This is a genomic window from Pseudomonas sp. RW409 (assembly GCF_003184125.1).
GTDB lineage: Bacteria > Pseudomonadota > Gammaproteobacteria > Pseudomonadales > Pseudomonadaceae > Aquipseudomonas > Aquipseudomonas chlororaphis_I.
This window is the reverse complement of record NZ_QHHP01000042.1, coordinates 1,209,568-1,232,090: the sequence shown is the minus strand read 5'-3', so window position 1 is coordinate 1,232,090 and position 22,523 is coordinate 1,209,568. Positions and strand designations below refer to the sequence as shown.

At 63.7% G+C, this 22,523-nt stretch carries 17 protein-coding genes; 4 read left to right on the top strand and 13 right to left on the bottom strand.

The features are described 5' to 3' along the window. The first annotated feature begins 42 nt into the window (after nt 1-42). Both DK261_RS32715 and DK261_RS32710 read left to right on the top strand, forming a co-directional pair. Entirely contained in the window at nt 43-555 is a 513-nt protein-coding gene (locus DK261_RS32715) for a M48 family metallopeptidase (RefSeq protein WP_063433270.1), read from the top strand. Between the two features lie 20 nt (nt 556-575). Continuing rightward, nucleotides 576-872, top strand: coding sequence for a helix-turn-helix domain-containing protein (locus DK261_RS32710; protein ID WP_016704231.1), 297 nt, complete (start codon nt 576-578; stop codon nt 870-872). A gap of 66 nt (nt 873-938) precedes the next feature. Here the strand turns inward: DK261_RS32710 and DK261_RS32705 are convergent, their stop codons facing one another. Beyond that, nucleotides 939-1,391, bottom strand: coding sequence for a GNAT family N-acetyltransferase (locus tag DK261_RS32705; RefSeq protein WP_016704230.1), 453 nt, complete (start codon nt 1,389-1,391; stop codon nt 939-941). A 273-nt stretch (nt 1,392-1,664) separates the two neighbouring features. Between DK261_RS32705 and DK261_RS32700 the strand changes: the two genes are divergently transcribed. Continuing rightward, the gene (locus DK261_RS32700; RefSeq protein ID WP_016704229.1) at nt 1,665-2,402 is read left to right on the top strand and encodes an ABC transporter substrate-binding protein; all 738 of its coding nucleotides are present in this window, start codon (nt 1,665-1,667) and stop codon (nt 2,400-2,402) included. Between the two features lie 107 nt (nt 2,403-2,509). On the opposite strand, the gene yccS is transcribed toward DK261_RS32700, so the two are convergent. The 9 genes from yccS to betI all read right to left on the bottom strand — a co-directional run bounded on the left by yccS (nt 2,510) and on the right by betI (nt 16,749). Continuing rightward, the gene (yccS, locus tag DK261_RS32695; protein WP_016704228.1) at nt 2,510-4,702 is read right to left on the bottom strand and encodes a YccS family putative transporter; all 2,193 of its coding nucleotides are present in this window, start codon (nt 4,700-4,702) and stop codon (nt 2,510-2,512) included. A 242-nt stretch (nt 4,703-4,944) separates the two neighbouring features. After that, nucleotides 4,945-6,123 (bottom strand): NAD(P)/FAD-dependent oxidoreductase, encoded by a 1,179-nt coding sequence (locus DK261_RS32690; protein ID WP_110177502.1) that lies wholly within the window; start codon nt 6,121-6,123, stop codon nt 4,945-4,947. Nucleotides 6,124-6,267: 144 nt separating this feature from the next. Next, complete coding sequence (dbpA, locus tag DK261_RS32685; protein WP_231999354.1) at nt 6,268-7,605, bottom strand: ATP-dependent RNA helicase DbpA; 1,338 nt, start codon at nt 7,603-7,605, stop codon at nt 6,268-6,270. A gap of 280 nt (nt 7,606-7,885) precedes the next feature. Then, nucleotides 7,886-9,313, bottom strand: a complete 1,428-nt coding sequence (gene mdtD, locus DK261_RS32680; RefSeq protein WP_110177500.1) for a multidrug transporter subunit MdtD — start codon at nt 9,311-9,313, stop codon at nt 7,886-7,888. A gap of 209 nt (nt 9,314-9,522) precedes the next feature. Further along, nucleotides 9,523-10,860 carry a TldD/PmbA family protein gene (locus DK261_RS32675; protein ID WP_103331615.1) on the bottom strand — a complete coding sequence of 446 codons (1,338 nt, stop codon included), beginning with the start codon at nt 10,858-10,860 and terminating at the stop codon, nt 9,523-9,525. Next, a complete protein-coding gene (locus DK261_RS32670; RefSeq protein WP_016704224.1) occupies nt 10,860-12,302 on the bottom strand; it encodes a TldD/PmbA family protein in 1,443 nt (480 codons plus the stop codon). Before DK261_RS32670 ends, DK261_RS32675 begins: the two co-directional genes overlap by 1 nt. Before the next feature lie 396 nt (nt 12,303-12,698). Further along, the gene (betA, locus tag DK261_RS32660) at nt 12,699-14,402 is read right to left on the bottom strand and encodes a choline dehydrogenase (protein WP_016704223.1); all 1,704 of its coding nucleotides are present in this window, start codon (nt 14,400-14,402) and stop codon (nt 12,699-12,701) included. 167 nt (nt 14,403-14,569) lie between these two features. Next, on the bottom strand, nt 14,570-16,042 hold the full coding sequence (betB, locus tag DK261_RS32655; protein ID WP_007925976.1) for a betaine-aldehyde dehydrogenase: 1,473 nt from the start codon (nt 16,040-16,042) through the stop codon (nt 14,570-14,572). A 113-nt stretch (nt 16,043-16,155) separates the two neighbouring features. Beyond that, on the bottom strand, nt 16,156-16,749 hold the full coding sequence (betI, locus tag DK261_RS32650) for a transcriptional regulator BetI (RefSeq protein ID WP_009051253.1): 594 nt from the start codon (nt 16,747-16,749) through the stop codon (nt 16,156-16,158). Nucleotides 16,750-17,173: 424 nt separating this feature from the next. On the opposite strand from betI, the gene betT reads away from it, so the two are divergent. Further along, nucleotides 17,174-19,171, top strand: a complete 1,998-nt coding sequence (gene betT, locus DK261_RS32645; RefSeq protein ID WP_009051252.1) for a choline BCCT transporter BetT — start codon at nt 17,174-17,176, stop codon at nt 19,169-19,171. 288 nt (nt 19,172-19,459) lie between these two features. Here betT and choV read toward each other — a convergent pair whose 3' ends face one another. The 3 genes from choV to DK261_RS32630 all read right to left on the bottom strand — a co-directional run bounded on the left by choV (nt 19,460) and on the right by DK261_RS32630 (nt 22,507). Beyond that, the gene (gene choV / locus DK261_RS32640; protein WP_110177498.1) at nt 19,460-20,638 is read right to left on the bottom strand and encodes a choline ABC transporter ATP-binding protein; all 1,179 of its coding nucleotides are present in this window, start codon (nt 20,636-20,638) and stop codon (nt 19,460-19,462) included. Beyond that, complete coding sequence (choW, locus tag DK261_RS32635; protein ID WP_007925985.1) at nt 20,635-21,480, bottom strand: choline ABC transporter permease subunit; 846 nt, start codon at nt 21,478-21,480, stop codon at nt 20,635-20,637. The genes choV and choW overlap by 4 nt, the downstream gene beginning before the upstream one ends. A gap of 70 nt (nt 21,481-21,550) precedes the next feature. Next, nucleotides 21,551-22,507 (bottom strand): choline ABC transporter substrate-binding protein, encoded by a 957-nt coding sequence (locus DK261_RS32630; protein ID WP_009051250.1) that lies wholly within the window; start codon nt 22,505-22,507, stop codon nt 21,551-21,553. Between the last annotated feature and the right edge of the window lie 16 nt (nt 22,508-22,523).

Sequence of the window (22,523 nt, the reverse complement as noted above, 5' to 3'; positions counted from 1 at the left end):
ATTCGCTACACTGGCGGCCTTTCGTGATTGCGTTGCCGCCCCATGACCGCGTTGAAATACCTCCAGGCCTATCCCGCCACCCTGCAAGAACAAGTGCGCCAGCTGATCGCGCAAGGGCGGCTGGGCGACTACCTGAGCCAGCGTTACCCCGGCAAGCATGGGGTGCAGAGCGACAAGGCGCTGTACGGCTATGCCCTGGAGTTGAAGCAGGAGTACCTGCGCAATGCCCCGGCCATCGACAAGGTGCTGTTCGACAACCGCCTGGACCTGACGCACCGCGCCCTGGGCCTGCACACCACGATTTCGCGGGTCCAGGGCGGCAAGCTCAAGGCCAAGAAGGAAATCCGCATCGCCTCGCTGTTCAAGGAAGCGGCGCCGGAGTTCCTGCGCATGATCGTTGTCCACGAGCTGGCGCACTTCAAGGAAAGCGAGCACAACAAGGCCTTCTACAAGCTCTGCGAGCATATGCTGCCGGGCTATCACCAACTGGAATTCGACCTGCGGGTCTACCTGACCTGGCGCGACCTGCAAGCGCGCCCGGGCGGGGCCGAGTGACCCTGGGCAAGGAGCGGGCTATGGACGTGAGCAAGACCAAGAGCAGTTTTTACCGCCGGCTGTACGTGGCCTACCTGATCGACAGCGGCCTGGCCAGCAACGTCCCGGCCCTGACCGAGGCGACCGGCATGCCGCGGCGCACGGCGCAGGACACCATCGCCGCCCTGGCGGATCTGGACATCGTCTGTGAGTTCGAACAGCAGGACGGTGCGCGCAATCATGCCGGCAGCTATCGGATCAAAAACTGGGGCGCGATCGACAAGGGCTGGATCGAGGCGAATCTGTCGCGGATCAAGGCGGTGCTGGAGTATCCCTGAGGGAGCCCGGCAGCCCACTGGTGTGAATGCGAACCTGCTGGCGGCAGCAGGCTCGCGATCGCGGTATCAGCTGCGGCGCATGCCGATATGCGGGATATCGTCTTCCAGGTACTCCTCGCCCACGACGTTGAAGCCGTAGCGCCCGTAATACCCCTGCAAATGCGCCTGGGCCGACAGATAGATCGGCGTGTGCGGCCAGTGTTTCTGCGCCTGTTTCAGGGCGTGCTCCATCAGTTCATGGCCCAGCCCCTTGCCCCGGGCTTGCGGGGCAATCACTACGCGGCCGATGACCACGTCGCCACCCTGGGAGACCGGGTCGAGCAGGCGCAGGTAAGCCACCAACTGGTCATCGTCCCAGGCCATCAGGTGACAGGTGTCGCCTTCCAGGTCCTGGCCATCGACTTCCTGGTAAGCGCATTTCTGCTCGACCACGAAGACTTCGGTACGCAACCGCAGGATCGCGTACAACTGCTCCTTGCCCAGATCGGTGTGGTGTTTGCAGACCCATTCGATTGTCATCGTTTCATCCTTTGGAAAGCTGTGCCCGGATGTTAAGCGCCTGGCGGGTGGCTTGTCTTGCCTGGCGGCGCAGTGGCAATTCTGTGAGGCAGGTCAAAATGCCATCATCGCGTTGGTTCGTGGCTGGCTTCTTTGTGTAATCTGCGCTGAAGCGCCGTGCAGTGGCGCCCATAAGCTACTGTTAGGAGCTGGATCGCGGCCGTCCACCGGCCGGAGAACCTCGAGTCTGGGCAAAAACACGCAGGGCTGTCCGCCCGCTAAGGATCTTTTAGCATGCTGCGATTGCATCGAGCTTTTGCTTTGATCGGATTGCTGTTGCTGGGCCAGAGCGCTTATGCGGAAAAATTGCGATTGGTGGCCGACGCCTGGCCGCCCTTCACGGATGCGACGCTGGTCAACGGCGGGCTGGCCACCGACATCGTCAGCACCGCGCTGGCCCGGGCCGGTTACGCCAGCGAGTTCGAACAGGTGCCCTGGGCGCGGGCCCTGCTCGGCGTCGGCGAGGGCCGTTACGACGTGCTGGTGAATGCCTGGTTCAATGAGGCCCGCACCCAGCTGGGGCAGTTCTCCTCGGAGTACCTGGTCAATCGGGTGCGTTTCATCCGGCGCAAGGATACCCCCGTCGAATACACCAACCTCAAGCAATTGCACCAGTACCCCATCGCCGTGGTGCGTGGTTATGCCTACTCGCCCGATTTCGACAGCGATCCGGAGCTGCAGAAGGTCCTGGTGCACAACTTCGCGATGGCGGTGCGCATGCTGGCGGCCGACCGGGTCAAGCTGACCCTGGAAGACGAATACGTCGCCCGCTATTACCTGGCGCGGGAGTCGCCACGGGTACGCAATGCGGTGGAGTTTCTGCCCAATTCCCTGAGCGAGAACGGCCTGCATATCCTGGTCAGCCTGAAGAACCCCGCGCATGCGCAGATCGTGGCGAAGTTCGACCGGGAGATCGAGGCGATGAAAGCCGACGGCAGCTACGACCGCTTGCTGCGCCAGCACGGGATGTAAACGGCGCCATTAAAGCTATTGCGGCAAGCTGGGCGCCAAGGCTGAAACCTGCGGCGTGCTTGAAAGCTTGCGCCTCCTGCGGAGGCGATCGCAGCCTGCGGCAGCGGCTACGCGGCCTGTTCTTCGCCGGTGTCCTTGATCAGGTGCGCCGCCAGGGTCCGCAAGGGGCCCAGTTGGCGGCAGATCAGTGCCAGTTGGGTCTGCACCAGCCGTTGGCCTTCATCGATCTCGTCCGGCATCTGCTCCAGCTCGTTGGCCAGGGCTTCTTCGGTATCGCTCTGGATCGCCACCGGCTGCTTGCTTGCCAGGCCCTGGGCAATTTCATCGATGCTGCTGGCCAGGCTGACCCCGGCCCCATCGATCAGGTGCTCGCGGACTTCCGTCGGCAACTGGGTTTCCCGGTGCGCGCCGAGGCCGGAGAGGTAGCTGAGCAAGGTGTGCGACAGCACCAGGAAACGAAAGCCGACGTCCGCTTCCTTACGGAAGTGCCCAGGCTCCATCAGCATGTTGGCCAGGGTGGTGGACAGCGCCGCGTCGGCGTTATGGGCATTGCGCCGGGCCAGGCGGTACGCCAGGTCGTCGCTCTTGCCGGCCGCGTACTGCTGCATGATCTGCCGCAGGTAGATGCTGTTGCAGGTCAGGGTATTGGCCAGCACCTTGTTCAGGCGTCGGCCCTGCCAGTCCGGCAGGAACAGGAACACCGCCAGGCCGGCGATCAGGCTGCCCAGCAGGGTATCGAACAGGCGCGGAAGCAACAGCCCGTAGCCGTCGCCCACCTGGTTGAAACAGAACAACACCATGATGGTGATGGCGGCGGTGGCCAGGGTGTAGCGGGTGGTGCGGTTGGTAAAGAACACCACCCCGGCAGCGATGGCGAACAGCGACTGCACCAGCGGGCTGGGGAACAGGTCGAACAGCGCCCAGGCGACCACCAGGCCGATGGCGGTGCCGATGATCCGCTGGCCCAGCTTGCGCCGCGTGGCGCCGTAGTTCGGCTGGCAGACGAACAGGGTGGTGAGGATGATCCAGTAACCCTGGGACGGGTGGATCAGGTGCACCATGCCATAGCCGATGCTCAGGGCCAGGGGCAGGCGCAGGGCGTGGCGAAACAGCAGCGATGTCGGGGTCAGCTGGGTGCGCAGGCGGGTCCAGACGTCCTTGAGGTTGCGCGGCGAACGGTCCAGCAGGCTGCTGTCGGTGGCGTCGGCCAGGGCGTCGGGGTTGCTGGCGTCGCTGAGCAGGCGGTCGAGGGTGCCGAGGTTGGCGGCCAGCGCCCGCAGCGAACGCAGCAGGCCGCGCCAGGCCGGGTTGCTCTGGATGCGCAGGTGTTCCAGGGAGGCGTGCAGGTCGCTCAGGGCCTCGGCGAAGCTGGCGTCGTAGACGAAGGGCTGGCGCAGCTGGATGGATTCGCCCAGGGCCCGGCAGGCCTTGCCTTGCTGACGCAGCAGGCGCTGGCAGCGGAACAGCACGTCGCTGTGGAAGAACGCATCGGCCAGGGCGTTGTAGGGGTAGTGGGACGAGCTGGCGCGTTCGTGGATGTCCTGGGCGAGGAAGTACAGCTTCAGGTAGCGGCTGACTTTCGAGCCCGGCCGGCCGTTGCCGACCCGGTGCAGGATGATTTCCTTGGCGGCGTTCAGGGCCGCCACCACCCGGCCGTTCTGCTGCGCCAGCTCCAGCCGGCGCGCTTCCACGTCCAGTTGGCGAATCGGTTCGAACAGCGACGACTTGAGCTTGAGGTAATAGCCCAGCTCGCGGAACAGGCGCGCCAGGCTCTGCTGCACCGGCTGGTTGGAAAACATCGCCTGCCACAGCACCGACAGCAGGCCGTACCAGGCAGCGCCGGCCACCAGCAGCAGCGGTTCGTGCCAGAAGTCGGTGACGGCGCCGCCGCGCTGGTCCACGCCGATCATGGTGTAGACCGACAGGATCAGGGTCGCCGAGGCGATCGCCCCGTAACGTTCGCCCAGGGCGCCGAGCATGGTCAGGCCAAAGCTGGCCAGCGCCAGGGCGATCACGAAGATCCAGGGGTAGGGGAACAACAGTTCGACGGAAAGGGCGGCGACGCTGAAGCACACCAGGGTCACGGCCAGGGCATTGATCCGGCCTTGCCAGCTGTCGTCGGTCTCGGCCAGGGCGCTGGCGATAATCCCCAGGAACAACGGGATCAGCAAAGCCATTTCGTCCTGGTACCAGCACAGCGCCATGCTCCCGGTCAGAGCGATGAACACCCGCACGCTGTAGCTGAATTTATCCAGCGCCCAAAGGCGCCGCAGTGACTGACGAAAGCTGGTCGATGACATGAAGTGAGAAAGCCTTCCGGGGCGATGCCGCTAAATTGAGCCAGTATTGACGCCCGCGCAATGGGGTCGTCACATCCGCCAGCAAATTCTGTTCCTGCTGATGTTCATCGGTACCTGTAGCCGCTGCCGAAGGCTGCGATCGACCCGAAGGGGCGCAGCGATCTGGCGTCCTCCGAGGTCCTGCGGACCTATCGCAGCCTGCGGCAGCGGCTACAGGGATCGGGTGAGCGCCAGGAAGCGGATCAGACGTACTGCGCGGCCGCGTAACCCGAGGCCCAGGCCCACTGGAAGTTGAAGCCGCCCAGGTGGCCGGTGACATCCAATACCTCACCGATGAAATACAGCCCCGGGCTTTTCAGCGATTCCATGGTCTTGGACGACACCTCGCGGGTGTCGACGCCGCCCAGGGTCACCTCGGCGGTGCGATAACCCTCGGTGCCGGCGGGCACCAGTTGCCAGTTCGCCAGCTTGCTGGCGATGTCCGCCAGCTCGGCGTGGGTGTACTGCTTCATCGGCTTGGAGACGAACCAATTGTCGGCCAGCAGGCCGGCCATCTTCTTGGTGAAGATCTCGCCGAGCAGGGTCTTGAGCTCGCTGTTGGGACGCTCGGCCTGCTGCTGTTGCAGCCAGCCCGGTACGTCGTGGTCCGGCAGCAGGTTGATCTCCAGCGTGTCGCCGGGTTGCCAGTACGAGGAAATCTGCAGGATCGCCGGGCCGCTCAGGCCGCGGTGGGTGAACAGGATGTTCTCGCGGAAACTCATGTCGTTGCAGCTCACCAGGCAGTCCACCGAGGTGCCGGACAGCTCGCCGCACAGCTCCTTGAGCTGGTCGGTGATGGTGAACGGCACCAGGCCCGCGCGGGTCGGCAGCAGCTCGTGGCCGAACTGCTTGGCGACCTGATAACCGAAGCCGGTGGCGCCCAGGGTCGGAATCGACAGGCCGCCGGTGGCGATCACCAGGGATTCGCACTGGAGCTGGCCGAGGGTGGTTTCCAGCAGGTAGCCGGTGTCGAGCTTCTCGATCTGCTGGATCGAGGTGTCCAGGTGCAGCTGCACGCCGACCTGGTCGCACTCGTCGAGCAGCATGCCGAGGATGTCGCTGGACTTGTTGTCGCAGAACAGCTGGCCGAGCTTTTTCTCGTGGTACGGCACGCCGTGCTTGGCCACCAGGCCGATGAAATCCCATTGGGTGTAGCGGGCCAGGGCCGACTTGCAGAAGTGCGGGTTCTGCGAGAGGAAGTTGCCGGGCTCGGTGTACATGTTGGTGAAGTTGCAGCGCCCACCGCCGGACATGAGGATCTTCTTGCCGGCCTTGTTGGCATGGTCCAGCAGCATCACCTGGCGGCCACGACCGGCCGCGGTCAGCGCGCACATCAACCCTGCGGCGCCAGCGCCAATGATCACGACTTCGGTAGAGCGCAAAACGGTGTCCTCAATAGGGGCGAACGATCCTGTAGCCGCTGCCGCAGGCTGCGATAAGGCCGAAGGCCTTCAGCGATCTCAAGATCCCGCGCCCCTTCGGGGCGATCGCAGCCTGCGGCAGCGGCTACAGGTTAAGCGGTGGTATTACAGGATGCGCACGCGCAGCGAGCGGCCCTTGATCTTGCCGCTGTTCAGGCGTTGCAGGGCCTGCTTGGCGATGCCGCGGTCCACGGCGACATAAGCCTGGAAGTCGAAGATCGCGATCTTGCCGACCTGGGTGCCGGGGATGCCGGCTTCACCGGTCAGGGCGCCGAGGATGTCGCCCGGACGCACTTTGTCCTTGCGCCCGGCACCGATGCACAGGGTGCTCATGGCCGGCAGCAGCGGGCCGCCGCCCTGGGATTTCAGGCTGTCGATCTGTTCCCAGTTCAAGGGCGACTTCTGCAACTGCTCGATGGCCTGGGCGCGGTGCGCTTCGGACGGCGCCACCAGGCTGACCGCCAGGCCCTTCTCACCGGCGCGGCCGGTGCGGCCGACGCGGTGGATGTGAATCTCCGAATCCCGCGCCAGCTCGACGTTGATCACCATGTCCAGGGCATCGATGTCCAGGCCGCGGGCGGCCACATCGGTGGCCACCAGCACCGAGGTGCTGCGGTTGGCGAACATCGCCAATACCTGGTCGCGGTCGCGCTGTTCCAGGTCGCCGTGCAGGCCCACCGCGGACATGCCCTTGGCGGTCAGGTGGTCGACGGTTTCCTGGACCTGCTGCTTGGTGAAGCAGAAGGCCACGCAGGATTGCGGGCGGAAGTGGTTCAGCACCTTGACCACCGCGTCGATGCGCTCTTCCGGCGAGATCTCGTAGAAGCGCTGCTCGATCTGGCTGTCGGCGTGCAGGGCTTCGGCCTTCACCTGCTGCGGGTCGCGCATGAACTTCGAGGCCAGCTGCTTGATGCCCACCGGGTAAGTGGCGGAGAACAGCAGGGTCTGCCGGCGCTCGGGGGTGTAGGCGATGATTTCTTCGATCGGGTCGTAGAAGCCCATGTCCAGCATGCGGTCGGCTTCGTCGAGGACCAGGGTGTTGAGACCGTCGAGTTTCAGCGAACCCTTGCGCAGGTGCTGGGACAGGCGGCCCGGGGTGCCGACGATGATGTGCGCGCCGTGCTCCAGCGAGGCGATCTGCGGGCCGAAGGACACGCCGCCGCAAAGGGTCAGGACCTTGATGTTGTCTTCGGCGCGGGCCAGGCGACGGATTTCCTTGGCCACCTGGTCGGCCAGCTCGCGGGTCGGGCAGATCACCAGGGCCTGGCAACCGAAGTAGCGCGGATTGATCGGGTTCAGCAGGCCGATGCCGAACGCGGCGGTCTTGCCGCTGCCGGTCTTGGCCTGGGCGATCAGGTCCATCCCCTTGAGGATCACCGGCAAGCTTTGCGCCTGGACCGGCGTCATCTGGGCATAACCGAGTGAGTCGAGGTTAGCCAGCATGGCGGCGGACAGCGGCAAAGTATTAAAAGCGGTGGCAATGGTGGTCACGGGACGGGCCTGCAAAACAAAATGTCGCGCAGTGTATCAGTCCCGCTCCCTTTACCTGCAATTTCTGGACGAAAAGTAGCCAGAACTCCCACAGGTCCCACGAATCCTGTAGGAGCGAGCTTGCTCGCGAAAAAAACTCCAGGGTAGCGCGAGGTACCTGACCTAGCGCGTTGCCTTGACGCTCATCGCGAGCAATCGAACGTCGACCGGCTGCTCCTACCGAAGAGGGAGATCAGTGCTCGATATGCTCCTGGACCTTCTTCGCCCGCCGGCCGTCCTTGGGCGACAGCTGCAGGAAGATCGCCGCCGCCAGCATCGCCATGATCCCCACCGTGAGGAAGGTCAGCTGGAAGGCGCCGAGCACGGTGTTCACGCCATCGTTGCCGACTTCGGCGGTGAAGCCGCCGAGCAGCGCGCCGGCGCAGGCCACCCCCAGGCTCAGGGACAGTTGCGCCACCACCGACAGCAGGCTGTTGCCGCTGCTGGCGGAGGCGTCGTCGAGGTCGATCAGGGTCACGGTGTTCATCGCCGTGAACTGCAGCGAGTTGATCGCCCCCAGCACCGCCAGCATGCCCAGCAGCAGCGGGTAGGGCGTCTGTTCCGTGACCAGGCCCATGCTGGCGAGCATGATCCCCAGCGCCAGGGTGTTGCCGGTGAGGACGATGCGGTAGCCCAGGTGTTCGATCAGCGGACGGGCGATGGACTTGGCCAGCATCGCCGCGGCGGCCAGCGGCAGCATGCTCATCCCGGCCTGGGACGGTGAATAACCGAGGGCCACTTGCAGCAGCAGCGGCACCAGGAACGGCAGGGCACCGCTGCCGAGGCGGGCGAACAGGTTGCCGAGGATGCCCACGGCGAAGGTCCGCACCTTGAACAGCGAAGGCGCGAACAGCGGATTGTCGACGTGCCCGGCCCGCAGCCAGTACGCCGCGAGGCAGGCCAGGCCGCCGAACAGCAGCAACATCACCCGCAGGTGCGGCAGGTGCAGTTCGCCCAGGCCTTCCATGGCGATGGTGATCAGCACCATCGCCGCGCCGAACAGCAAAAAGCCCAGGCCGTCGAAACGCGTGCGTTCGCTGCCGCGCAGGTCGGGAATGAACTTCCAGACGGCATAACAGCCGATCACGCCCACCGGCAGGTTGATCAGGAAGATCCAGTGCCAGGTCAGGTACTGCACCATCCAGCCGCCCATGGTCGGGCCGATCAGCGGGCCAAGCAGCCCGGGAATGGTGATGAAGCCCATGATCCGCACCAGTTCCGAACGCGGGTAGGCGCGCAGCACCACCAATCGGCCGACGGGCAGCATCAGGGCGCCGCCCAGGCCCTGGATTACCCGGGCGCCGACCAGCAGGCTCAGGGAGTTGGACAGGGCACAGAGCAGCGAGCCGATGCTGAACAACAGGATGGCGCCGAAGAAAATCTTGCGGGTGCCGAAGCGGTCGGCGATCCAGCCGGAGGCCGGGATCAGCAGCGCCACGGTGAGCATGTAGGCGATGACTACGCCCTGCATGCGCAATGGGTCTTCCGCCAGGTCGCGGGCCATGGCCGGCAGGGCGGTGTTGAGGATGGTCCCGTCGAGGGATTGCATGAAGAAGGCGATGGCCACCACCCAGGGCAGCCAGCGGGCGGTGTTGGCGTCAAGCTCGGCACGGTTGGGCATGGGACCTCTTTCTTGTTGTGAGCACGCCCCCTGTAGGAGCGAAGCTTGCTCGCGATAGCGGTGTGACATTCAACATCGATGCCGAAGACCAACCGTTATCGTGAGCAATCGAGCATCGGCCGGTTACCCCAGCGACCGCATCGCGGGCAAGCCTCGCTCCTACAGAGGCATGGTTCTCCTGCTGGGGCGAAGTTTGCCCGCGACAGCGGTTACAAGGTCAGCGTCAGCCGGCTCACCAGTGCGCCCGGCAGTTGCGCCGAGGCGGTCTGGCGCTGGCTGTAGGTACTGGCCGACAGCAGCAGCTCGCGCTCCTGGGTCAGGCCTTCCAGGTGCGAACCCAGCAGGCTGTAGACGCTGTCATCGAAACGCATGGTGCTGACTGGCGCCTGGATCTCGCCGTTCTCCACCCAGAAGGTGGCGAAGCGGGTCATGCCGGTCAGGCGCGCCGCCGGCTGGTCCGAGTAGTTCAGGTACCACAGGTTGCTGATGTACAGGCCGGTGCCCAGTTGCTGGAGAATGTCCTGCTGCGACAACTGCCCGGGCGCCATGTTCAATGCGCTGGGGTATTCGCCGCTGCCGGCGCCGTTGGTGGCCAGGCTGTATTCGGCGGCGCTGCGCGAGTTGATCAACTGCCCTTGGGCGACGCCGCCGGCGATCAGCGACAGGTCGCTGCGCGGGTAGCCTTCATCGGAAAACGCCGGGCTCAACGAGCCGGTGACCTGCTCGTCCAGCGACACCAGGGGGCTCAGGCGGGCATCGCCGGCATAGAGCTTTTGCAGCGGGCTGTGCTTGCTGGCGATGGATTGGGCGGAAAACCCGCCCCAGCTCAGCATGCCCATGATTTCCTCCAGGGCCGCCGGTGCCAGGTAGGCGCGATACTGCCCGGGCGCCAGGGTGCGCAGCGGTCGGCCGAGAAACGCCAGCTGTTCCCGGGCCTGCTGGAAGCGCTGGGCGAAGCCCTGGCTGCTCCATTCGTGCCCGGCGTAGCTGGCTTTGACGGCCTGGCCATTCTCGTGGAACAGGCTGAAATCGAAGTTGAAGCTGTTGGCCTGATGCCAGCCAAAGGCTCCCGAGGAGCTGGCAAAACCCCGGCTGATCGGGCCGGCCGCGTAGAACCCCACCAGGTCCAGCCCGGCGGCGGCCTGGCCGATTTCGGCCACCACCTGCTCGCTGCTGGGCAGTGGGTGCTCCTGCACATTGTGGGTGTTCCAGGCGTCGTGGTTGAGCAGCAGGTACGGGTCCTGGGGCAGCAGCGGCAGGGTCTCGCGCAACTGTTGCAGGCCTTCGGCCAGGCGCTGGATGTCGACCTGCGGGTCGCCGGCGAGGGTGATGCTGAGGTCGGCATGGCGCCCGTCGTCGATCAGCTTGAAGCCGAGGCTGGCCTGCTGCACTTGCCCGGCCTGGCGCACCTTGGCGTGGTTGAAGCGGATGAACTGCGAAGACTCGGCGGCGTAGCTCAGGGTGAACTGCTCAGGCTCGCGCACGGCGTCGCGCAGCCAGTCCACCAGGGCCTTGAACTGCTCGGCCTGATTCAGGGACGTACTCATCAGGCGTCTCCTCCAAATACATCGACATTGCTGAAAACACAGGCCGGCGAGGCATGGCCGACGCGGATCACCTGGTTCGGTTCGCCCTTGCCGCAGTTCGGCGTGCCCAGGACCTTGAAAGTGCTGGCGTCGCCGACGGCGCTGAGGCTCTTCCAGAAGTGCGCGGAAATCGCCCGGTAGTTGGGGTTTTTCACCACGCCCTTGAGTTCGCCGTTCTCGATCAACTGGCCCCATTCGCAGCCGAACTGGAACTTGTTGCGCGCATCGTCGATGGACCAGGAACGGTTGGTGGACATCAGGATGCCGTTCTCGATGCCGCCGATCAGTTGCGCCAGCGGCTGGTCGCCGGGCTCGATGTTGAGGTTGGCCATGCGGTCGATGGGCGGGCGGTTCCAGCTGCAGGCGCGGCTGTTGGCGACACCGTCGAGGCCGGCGCGAAATTGCGAGAGCGCGCCGCCCAGTGGGCGCAACAGCAGGCCCTGCTTGATCAGGAACTGCTTGCTGGCGGCCGTGCCGTCGTCGTCATGGCCGTAGCTGGCCAACTGCTCGGGAATGTCCGGGTCGAAGGTCACGTTGAGCAGGCTGGAGCCATATTGCAGGCTGCCGAAATCGCTGCTTTTCACGAAGCTGGTGCCGGCGTAATTGCGCTCGTCGCCGAGGATGCGGTCCAGCTCCAGCGGGTGGCCGATGGACTCGTGGATCTGCAGCATCATCTGGTCTGGCATCAGCAACAGGTCGCGTGGGCCTTGCGGCGTATTGGGCGCCAGCAGCAGTTGCAGCGCCTGGTCGGCGACCTGGGCGCCGGCACCGATCAGGCCGCAGCGGCTGATCACGTCGGCGCCGCCCTGCTGGCCGAAGTTCTCGCGGCCCAGGCTGCGGGTCTGGCTGTCATTGCCGTCGTAGGCGGTGACGTCCATGCCCGGGTAGACGAAACGCTGGGCCTGACGCAGTTCGGCGCCGGCGCTGTTGAGGTAGATCTGCTCGACGTGGGTGAGGCCGAGGCTGACCTGCCAGTTCACCAGGCGCTCGTCCTTGGGCACGGCCGCGGACTCGTCGCCGAGCAGCTGGTAGCAGTCGCTCAGGGACGGGAAGGGCTGCTCGAGGTTAGGCGAGAAGTAATCGGCGCGGTCGCTGGACACCGCCTGTTCGCGCAGGTCGAGCAGGGCGTGGGCGGCGATCAGCCGGGCTTGCTGCTCGGCCCGTTGCAGGGCGGCCTGCAGGCCGTTTTGCGACAGGTCGTTGGTGGCGGCGTAGGCCTCGACGCCATTGACCCGCACGGTGAGCATCGCACCTTCGTCGCGGCTCAGGCTCGGCGGCTCCGCGACGTTCTTGCGCACCGACAGGTACTGGCCGGATTCGCGCACGTAACGCAGGGAAAAGAATTCGGCGCCCGTGCGCAAGGCAGCGAAGCGCTGCTTGAGCTGGGGGTGGAAATCGAACATGTGAGGAACCTCCATGTGAACAGTCCGGCTGTTGCAGGCCTTATCGAGAGCAAGCGAGCGTCGGGCCAGGGTTTTTCTGTAGGAGCAGCCGGTCGACGCTCGATTGCTCGCGATAAAGCCCGAAGGGCTTTGAAGCCAGGTCGGAAAAGGTGCTGGGGAATGCTGCGAGCGCCTAGATTAGGCCGGTGCGGTGGGCGGTATCAAGCGGGGAGGCGCAGGGAAATGTTGGAGAACTGTAGTCGTTGCTAAGGTCTGTGATTCGGCAATCGGGTTCTTGCCTGGTGAATCGGGGTGGCTGGTTTACGTCGGCTGCGCCGCCGATCGCAGCCTGCGGCAGCGGCTACAGGCCGGATACAGCAAAACGGCGCCGATCGTTGCGATCGGCGCCGTTCGACGTTACTGCGCGGTAGCGCTCACTTCACGTACCGGCTTGCCACGTACCGGGGCATCGCCCGCCACGTAGTAGGCCGCCTTGCTGCGTGGCAGAGGCTGACGGCCACGGATCTTGTCGGCGATTTTCTCGGCCATCATGATCGTCGGCGCGTTCAGGTTGCCGGTGGTGATGATCGGCATGATCGAGGCATCGACCACTCGCAGACCCTGCATGCCATGCACGCGACCCTGGCCATCGACCACGGCCATTTCGTCGGTGCCCATCTTGCACGAGCAGGATGGGTGGAACGCGGTTTCGGCGTGCTCGCGGATGAATTTATCCAGCTGCTCGTCGGTCTGCACTTCGATGCCCGGGCTGATTTCGCGGCCGCGGAAGGCGTCCAGTGCCGGCTGTTGCATGATTTCCCGGGTCAGGCGGATGCCGTCGCGGAATTCCTGCCAGTCCTGCTCGGTGGCCATGTAGTTGAACAGGATGCTCGGGTAGTCGCGTGGGTTCTTCGACTTGAGCTGGATCCGGCCGCGGCTTGGCGAACGCATGGATCCCATGTGTGCCTGGAAGCCGTGTTCCTGTACGCCGTTGCTGCCGTTGTAGTTAATCGCCACCGGCAGGAAGTGGTACTGGATGTTCGGCCATTCGAACTCTTCGCGAGTGCGGATGAAACCGCCCGCTTCGAACTGGTTGCTGGCGCCGATGCCGGTGCCATTGAACAGCCATTCGGCACCGATGGCCGGCTGGTTGTACCAGAGCAGCGACGGGTACAGCGAGACCGGCTGGGTGCAGGCGTACTGCAGGTACAGCTCCAGGTGGTCTTGCAGGTTTTCGCCGACGCCCGGCAGGTCGTGGACCACCGGGATGTCCAGGCTTTCCAGCAGCTTGGCCGGGCCGACGCCGGAGCGTTGCAGGATCTGTGGCGAGGCGATGGCGCCGGAGCACAGCAGCACTTCCTTGCGGGCACGGGCTTCGACGCGCTCTTCGGCGGAGCCGACCAGGTAACGCACGCCAACGGCACGCTTGCCTTCGAACAGGATCTTGTCGGTCAGGGCGTGGGTGACGATGCTCAGGGTCGAACGCTTTTTCGCCACGTCGAGGTAGCCGCGGGCGGTGCTGGCGCGACGGCCTTTAGGCGTCACGGTGCGGTCCATCGGACCGAAACCTTCCTGCTGGTAGCCGTTGAGGTCTTCGGTACGCGGGTAACCGGCCTGCACGCCGGCTTCGACCATGGCGTGGAACAGCGGGTTGTTGCCGGCTTTCGGCGTGGTCACGCTGACCGGGCCGTCGCCACCGTGGTAGTCGTTCGGGCCGATGTCGCGGGTTTCCGCCTTGCGGAAATACGGCAGGCAGTCCAGGTAGGTCCAGTCTTCCAGGCCTGGCAGTTTTGCCCAGCCGTCGTAGTCCATGGCGTTGCCGCGGATGTAGCACATGCCGTTGATCAACGAGGAACCGCCCAGGCCCTTGCCGCGGCCGCATTCCATCCGGCGACCGTTCATGTGTGGCTCTGGATCGGTCTCGTAGGCCCAGTTGTAGCGACGGCCTTGCAGCGGGAATGCCAACGCCGCAGGCATCTGCGTGCGGAAGTCGAAGCGGTAGTCCGGGCCGCCGGCTTCGAGCAGCAGCACGGTGACGCCTTCGTCTTCAGTCAGACGGGTCGCCAGGGTGTTACCGGCGGAGCCGGCACCGATGATGATGTAATCGTATTCTTGGGACATTGAATGCACCCTCTTTGGAGTTGGTCAGGTCTGGCCATGGCGAGTGCTGCGCACTCGATCGCGGGCAAGCTCCGCTCCTACAGGAGATTTGCGTGCTTCTGTAGGAGCAGGGGGGACGCCTAGTTCTTGCCCGCGAAGGCGGCCTCGCAGGCGAAGCGAGTTTCGCCTTAGAACACCGAGGCGTAGTCGCCCAGCTCGACCTGTACCGATTTGATGCGGGTGAAGTTGTTCAGCGAGCTGATGCCGTTCTCACGGCCAACACCCGACTGCTTGTAGCCACCGACCGGCATCTTGGCGTCGGATTCGCCCCAGGCGTTGATCCAGCAGATACCGGCTTCGAGCTGATGAATCACGCGGTGCGCGCGGTTCAGGTCGCGGGTTACCACACCGGCGGCCAGGCCGAAGTCGGTGTCGTTGGCGCGACGGATCACTTCTTCTTCGGTTTCGTAGGTCAGGATGCTCATCACCGGGCCGAAGATTTCTTCGCGAACGATGGTCATCTCGTCGGTGCAGTCGGTGAACACGGTCGGTGCCACGAATGCGCCTTTGGCGAATGCGCCGTCGGTCAGGCGTTCGCCGCCGCACAGCAGGCGGGCGCCTTCTTCCTTACCTTTGGCGATATAGCCCAGCACGCTTTCCATGTGGGCGAAGCTGACCAGCGGGCCGAAGTTGGTGTTTTCGTCTTCCGGGTTGCCAACGCGAATGCGCGCGACGCGCTCGACGATCTTGGCTTCGAAAGCGGCTTTCAGGTGGCTCGGTACGAAGACACGGGTACCGTTGGTGCAGACCTGGCCGGAGCTGTAGAAGTTGGCCATCATCGCGGTGTCGGCGGCGCGATCCAGATCGGCGTCGTCGAAGATGATCAGCGGCGACTTGCCGCCCAGTTCCATGGTCACGTCTTTCAGCGAGGAGCTGGAAGCGCTGGCCATGACCTTCTTGCCGGTGTCGGTGCCGCCGGTGAAGGAGACTTTCTCGATGCGCGGGTGTTCGGTCAGCCAGGTGCCGACTTCGCGACCGCTACCGGTCAGGACGTTGAACACGCCAGCCGGAACGCCGGCTTCGGTGTAGATCTCGGCCAGTTTCAGGGTGGTCAGCGAGGTGACTTCGCTTGGCTTGAAGATCATCGCGTTACCGGCCGCCAGGGCTGGCGCGGATTTCCACAGGGCGATCTGGATCGGGTAGTTCCACGCGCCGATACCAGCCACGACGCCCAGCGGCTCGCGACGGGTGTAGACGAACGAAGTGGTGCGCAGCGGGATCTGCTCGCCTTCGATGGCCGGTACCAGGCCCGCGTAGTATTCCAGCACGTCGGCGCCGGTGACGATGTCGACATACTTGGTTTCGGAGTAGGCCTTGCCGGTGTCCAGGGTTTCCAGGGCAGCCAGTTCATCGTTGCGCTCGCGCAGGATGTCCACGGCGCGACGCAGGATGCGCGAACGCTCCATGGCGGTCATCGCGGCCCAGATCTTCTGGCCTTTCTCGGCGCTGACGACAGCGCGCTCGACGTCTTCCTTGGTCGCACGTTGCACTTGAGCGAGGACTTCACCGTTGGCCGGGTTGATGGCGTCGAAGGTGGCGTCGCTGCCGGCGTCGGTGTAGCCGCCGTCAATGTAGAGTTTTTGCAGTTCGAAACGGGCCATGTTGATAGTCCTCGCAAGTGCATAAGTGGTTGGCGTTCACCACTGGGCGTGCCGTGTAGCCTGGGCGCGCTGGTCAGTGGCAGTTCAGGGGGCCGAGCGTCTTGTAATGTGCTCTAGCGCTCCTGCTTAGCCAGTTGGAAATCCATGTATTCGTAAGCGATCCGGTGCGCCTGCTCGGTGTCGAAAGAGTCTCCCGACAGCGCGCCGCGCAACCACAAACCGTCGATCAGGGCTGCCAGGCCTCGCGCTGCGCTGCGTGCATCATCCAGCGGCAGGACGCGGCGGAACTGGCAGCACAGGTTGGAATACAGGCGGTGATCGTTGATCCGCTGCAACCTGTGCAAAGACGGGTGGTGCATGCTGGTGGCCCAGAAGGCCAGCCAGGTTTTCATTGCCGGGCCATTGACCTGGCTGGCGTCGAAGTTGCCTTCGATGATCACCTGGAGGTGCGCCCGCGGGCTCTTGTCCTCCAGCGCCTGACGGCGCGCGGTGACGTTCTCGCTGAGGACACTCATCAGATACTGCGCCGTGGCGGCGATCAGGCCGTTCTTGTCCTGAAAGTAGTGACTGATGATGCCGTTCGAGACACCGGCCAAACGGGCGATCAGCGCAATGCTGGCGTCCCCCATCCCGACCTGATCGACCGCCAGCAACGTGGCTTCGATCAACTGCTGGCGGCGGATGGGTTGCATACCGACCTTGGGCATCTTGCACATCTCCTTAGGCCTGCTGGCAGTCGTAAAACGGCTACCGGCGTGAGGGCCAGTCTATTTTGTTTTGATTGAACGTTCAATCAACAAAGAATAAGATCTGCGACAAATCGTCGCTGCCTCCAGGTCCTTCCTGCGTGTAGATGGCGGAAAAGCGACCTCCGAAAAAGCCTGAAACCCAAGCAGGGCATAGCGTGAGCCAGCGAGGACGGATGTGTTGAATGGGCAAGACGCTTAAGGCCAGGTGACGAACTGCACGTTTGCACTCGGCCTTCGACGCTGGTTCTCAACGCAACTCCTGCAGGTTCGGGCTTTTTCGGGGTGTCTTTATATCACCCGTCGGTCGGCTGCCAACTAACCGATTGGTCGGGTGCCGTGTTGCCTTGTGTTCTTCTCTCGCACTGCCTGGAGCATCTGTGCCATGAGTTCTGCCTCTCTTATAAAGACCCCACCGGAAAAGGTGCGGGTCAACGGTTGGGTGTTCTACACCTCTACCGCGCTGATCCTGTTGCTGACCGCCATTCTGATCATCGCCCCGCAAGAGGCCGGCAGACTGCTTGGCATTGCCCAGGCCTGGTTGTCCCGCAGCTTCGGCTGGTACTACATGGTGGTGATCGCCGCCTACCTGGTATTCGTCGTCGGCCTGGCGTTTTCCTCCTACGGCAAGCTCAAGCTGGGGACCAAGCAAGACACCCCGGATTTCAGCTATGGCGCCTGGGCCGGCATGCTGTTCTCGTCCGGTATCGGTATCTCGCTGCTGTACTTCGGCGCTTCCGAACCGCTGGACCATTACTTCAACCCGCCTGAAGGCGTAGCGGGCAGCAACCAGGCCGCGCGCCAGGCGCTGCAGCTGACCTTCCTGCACTGGGGCCTGCACGGCTGGGCGATCTACGCCCTGGTCGGCCTGGCCGTGGCCTACTTTGCCTACCGCCATAACCAGCCGCTGGCGCTGCGTTCGGCGCTGTACCCGCTGGTGGGCGAGCGCTGGGTCAAGGGCGCGGCCGGCCACGCGGTGGACGGTTTCGGCATGTTCGTGACCCTGCTGGGCCTGGTGACCAACCTGGGCATCGGCTCGATGCAGGTGTCTTCCGGCCTGGAAAACCTGTTCGGCATGGAGCACAGCAACACCAACCTGCTGATCGTGATCATCGTCATGAGCACCGTGGCCACCATCGCCGCGGTATCGGGCGTGGAAAACGGCATCCGCCGCCTGTCCAACCTGAACATCGTGCTGTTCAGCGGCCTGCTGATCTTCGTGCTGCTGTTTGGTCCGACCCTGCACCTGCTCAACGGTTTCGTGCAAAACGTCGGCGATTACCTCAACGGTGTGGTGCTCAAGACCTTCGACCTCTATGTGTACGAAGGCGACAGCGCCAAGTCCGACCGCTGGCTGGGCCTGTGGACCCTGTTCTACTGGGCGTGGTGGATTTCCTGGGCGCCATTCGTCGGCATGTTCATCGCGCGTATTTCCCGTGGCCGTACCGTGCGCGAGCTGGTGGCGGGCGTGCTGCTGATTCCGCTGGGCTTCACCCTGGCCTGGCTGTCGGTGTTCGGTAACTCGGCCCTGGACCTGGTGATGAACCACGGTGCGGTGGAGCTCGGCAAGACGGCGCTGGAACAGCCGTCCATGGCGATCTACCAGCTGCTGGACCACTACCCGGCGTCGAAGATTGTCATCGGCGTGTCGATTTTCGTCGGCTTCGTGCTGTTCCTGACCCCGGCCGACTCCGGCGCGGTGATGATGGCCAACCTGTCCTGCAAGGGCGGCAACGTCGACGAAGACGCCCCGCACTGGCTGCGGATCTTCTGGTCGGTGGTGATCACCCTGGTGACCGTCGGCCTGCTGTTCGCCGGTAACTTCGAAGCCATGCAGACCATGGTGGTGCTGGCCGGCCTGCCGTTCTCGGTGGTACTGGTGTGCTTCATGTTCGGCCTGCACAAGGCCATGCGCCAGGACACGCAGATCGAACAGGAGCAAGCGGAACTGGCGGCCCGTGGTCGTCGTGGTTTCAGCGAGCGCCTGACCCAGCTGGACCTGCAGCCGACCCAGGCGGTGGTCCAGCGTTTCATGGACAAGCACGTGACGCCGGCACTGGAAGAGGCCGCTACCCAGCTGCGTAACCAGGGCCTGGATGTGCAAACCCTGCTGGGCAAGTCCAAGCGCTGCATGGGCGTGCGGATCGAGATGGAAGAGGGCAACCCTTTCGTCTATGAAGTGAGCCTGGACGGCTATCTGGCGGCGCCGAGCGAATCGGCCGATGCGTCCGAGGAGCGTGCGCGCTACTACCGCGCCGAGGTCTACCTGCACAACGGCAGTCAGGAATACGACTTGATGGGCTTCACTCAGGAGCAGATCACCCGTGACGTGCTCGATCAGTTCGAAAGCCATCGGCAGCTCCTTGGCCGGGTCTACAGCTAAGAGGTGAAAGGCGCGGTGTAGCCCTGTTACACCGCGTCGCCTTCATCGCGGGCAGTCGAGCGTCGACCGGCCGCTCCTACAGAAGACGCACGCGCATGCCTCTGTAGGAGCGAGCGGGCGGCGATCCGACTTGCCCGCGAAGCGATGTACCTGGTTCCCCGCAATATCAGCAACGCCCCCATCGCCAGCAAGCTGGCCCCTGCAACAGGGGGCAATCTGCCGAAGCCTTACCCGATAAAACAAAAACGCCGCGATCGATGTCGCGGCGTTTTTGTTTACGTGTCGCTGTTACCCCAGGTTCTTGCCGAGCAGCGCGTGGTAGAGCTCGCTGTCGCCAAGGATCCCCACCACCTTGTTGTTGTCGTGCAGCACCAGCTTGTTGCCGGTCTGGTAGCGGATCTGCAGCGCGTCACGCATGCCGATGTTGGAGTCGACCAGGGTCGGCTTGCGGCCCAGGCCTTCCACCGCCTGGCCCGGGATCCAGTTCTGCAGGTCGAGGCTGGCGCCGTTCTGGCGTGCGCCCTTGATGGTGTTGCCTTCGGCCAGGTCGAGCCAGGAGTCGCCACCCGGATCCAGGCACACGGAGCCGTTGATGCGCTTGCAGTTGTCCAGGGTGCGCATCAGGCTGCGACCGCAGAGCACGTTGAGCGGGTTGGTATGGGCGACGAAGGTGCGCACATAGTCGTCCGCCGGGTTCAGCACGATCTCTTCCGGCTTGCTGTACTGGATGATCCGGCCGTCTTTCATGATGGCGATGCGGCTGCCCAGTTTCAGGGCTTCGTCGAGGTCATGGCTGACGAACACGATGGTCTTGCTCAGCTTGCGTTGCAGTTCCAGCAGTTCGTCCTGCAGGCCCTGGCGGATCAGCGGATCGAGGGCGGAGAAAGGTTCATCCATCAGCAGGATGTCGGCGTCCATCGCCAGGGCGCGGGCCAGGCCGACACGCTGCTGCATACCGCCGGACAATTCGTCGGGCTTCTTGTTGCGCCACTGGGTCAGTCCCACCAGCTCGAGTTTCTCGTCCACCAGCTTGCGCCGTTCCTTTTCCGGCCGGCCCTGCATCTCCAGGCCGAAGCTGATGTTCTCGCGAACGGTCAGCCAGGGCATCAGGGCGAACTTCTGGAACACCATGGCGATGCGCTTGGTGCGCATCATCTTCAGTTCCGCCGGGGTGCAGGAAGCGATGTCGATCTGCCTGCCGTCATGCTCGACGAACAGCTTGCCGCGGCTGACGGTGTTGAGGCCGTTGATGCAGCGCAGCAGGCTCGACTTGCCGGAACCGGAGAGGCCCATCAGCACGCAGATTTCGCCTTTCTCGATGTCCAGGCTGGCCTTTTCCACACCGACGATCTGGCCGGTCTTTTTCAGGATCTCGTTGCGGCTCATGCCCTGATCCAGCAGCTTGAGCGCCTCGCGTGGATCCTTGGAGAAGATAACGTCGACGTTATCGAAGCGGATTATGCTCATGCGTCACCCCCTACTTTGGCTTCGGGTTGTTTGCAGATACGGTCGAGCATGATCGCCAGCAGTACGATTGCCAGGCCTGCTTCGAAGCCCAGGGCGATATCGGCGGTGTTCAGTGCGTTGACCACGGGTTTGCCCAGGCCGTCGGCGCCCACCAGGGCTGCGATCACCACCATCGACAACGACAGCATGATGCACTGGGTGATGCCGGCAGCGATGCTCGGCATGGCGTGGGGCAGCTCGATACGCGACAACAGTTGACGGCGCGAGCAGCCAAAGGCCTTGCCGGCGTCCATCAACTCTTGTGGTACATCGCGGATGCCCAGGTAGGTCAGGCGGATCGGCGCGGCAATGGCGAACACCACCGTGGAGATCAGGCCCGGCACAACGCCCAGACCGAACAGGGTCAGGGTAGGAATGAGGTAAACGAAGGTCGGTACGGTCTGCATCAGATCGAGCACCGGACGCATCATGGTGTAGAACATCGGCTTGTGCGCGGCGACGATGCCCAACGGCACGCCAATGAGCACGCAGACCAGGGTGGCGAACAGCACCTGGGCCAGGGTTTCCATGGTTTCCTGCCAGTAACCCAGATTGAGAATCAGCAGGAAGGACAGCACGACAAAGGCCGTCAGGCCCCATTTGCGTTGAATGATGTGCGCCAGCAAGGCAATCAGGCCGATCAAGGCCAGCGGGTTGAACCAGGTCAGCGCAAACGTCACGCCGTGGATCATCGTTTCCAGGGTCGATGCGATCGCATCGAATGTGTTGGCGCCGTGTTGCGTCAACCATTCAACGAAGGCAGCGATGTACTGGCCTAAAGGGATTTTCTGATCAATGAGCATGGTATTGAACGTCCGCATGCAAGGAATAAACAGCCCGGGCGGGCGAACCCACCCGGCGTAAGCGACCTACTTAATTAGCAGCTTGCGCAAGCTTGGCTTTCACGGCCTCCAGGCCTGGTTTTCCGTCAATGGTGGTCACGCCAGCGAGCCAGGTATCGAGTACCTCGGGGTTTTTCTTCAGCCAGGCCTTGGCGGCCGCCTCGGGCTTCATCTTGTCGTCCAGGACGTTACCCATCAGGGTGCTTTCCATATTCAGGGTGAACGACAGATTCTTCAGCAACTGACCAACGTTGCTGCATTCCTCGGCGTAGCCCTTGCGGGTGTTGGTGTAGATGGTCGCCTGGCCGTAGTTGGGGCCGAAGAACTCGTCGCCGCCGGTCAGGTACTTCATCTTGAAACGGGTGTTCATCGGGTGCGGTTCCCAGCCCAGGAACACCACCGCGGTGCTGCGCCGTTGCGCGCGCTCGACCTGGGACAGCATGCCCGCCTCGCTGGACTCGACCACCTTGAAGCCGGCGTCTTTCAGGCCGAAGGCGTTCTTGTCGATCATGCTCTGGATCATGCGGTTGCCGTCGTTACCCGGCTCGATACCGTAGATCTTGCCGTCCAGTTCTTTCTTGAACTTGGCGATGTCGGCGAAATCCTTCAGGCCCTTGTTGTACAGCTCTTCCGGGACCGCCAGGGTGTACTTGGCGTTCTCCAGGTTGGCGCGGATGGTTTCCACAGTGCCGGCATCGCGATAGGGCTTGATGTCGTTTTCCATGGTCGGCATCCAGTTGCCGAGGAACACGTCCATGTTCTTGCCGTCGGCCAGGGACTTGTAGGTCACCGGCACGGAAATCATCGTGGTCTTGGTCTTGTAGCCAAGTGCCTCGAGAACCACGCTGGTGGTCGCGGTGGTGACGGTGATGTCGGTCCAGCCGACATCGGAGAAGTTTACGGTGCTGCATTGCGCCGGTTCTGCGGCGTGCGCCAGAAGCGGCAGACTCAGCATGGCGGCCAACAACAACGACGGGGAACCTTTCATGGGATGGACTCCTGGG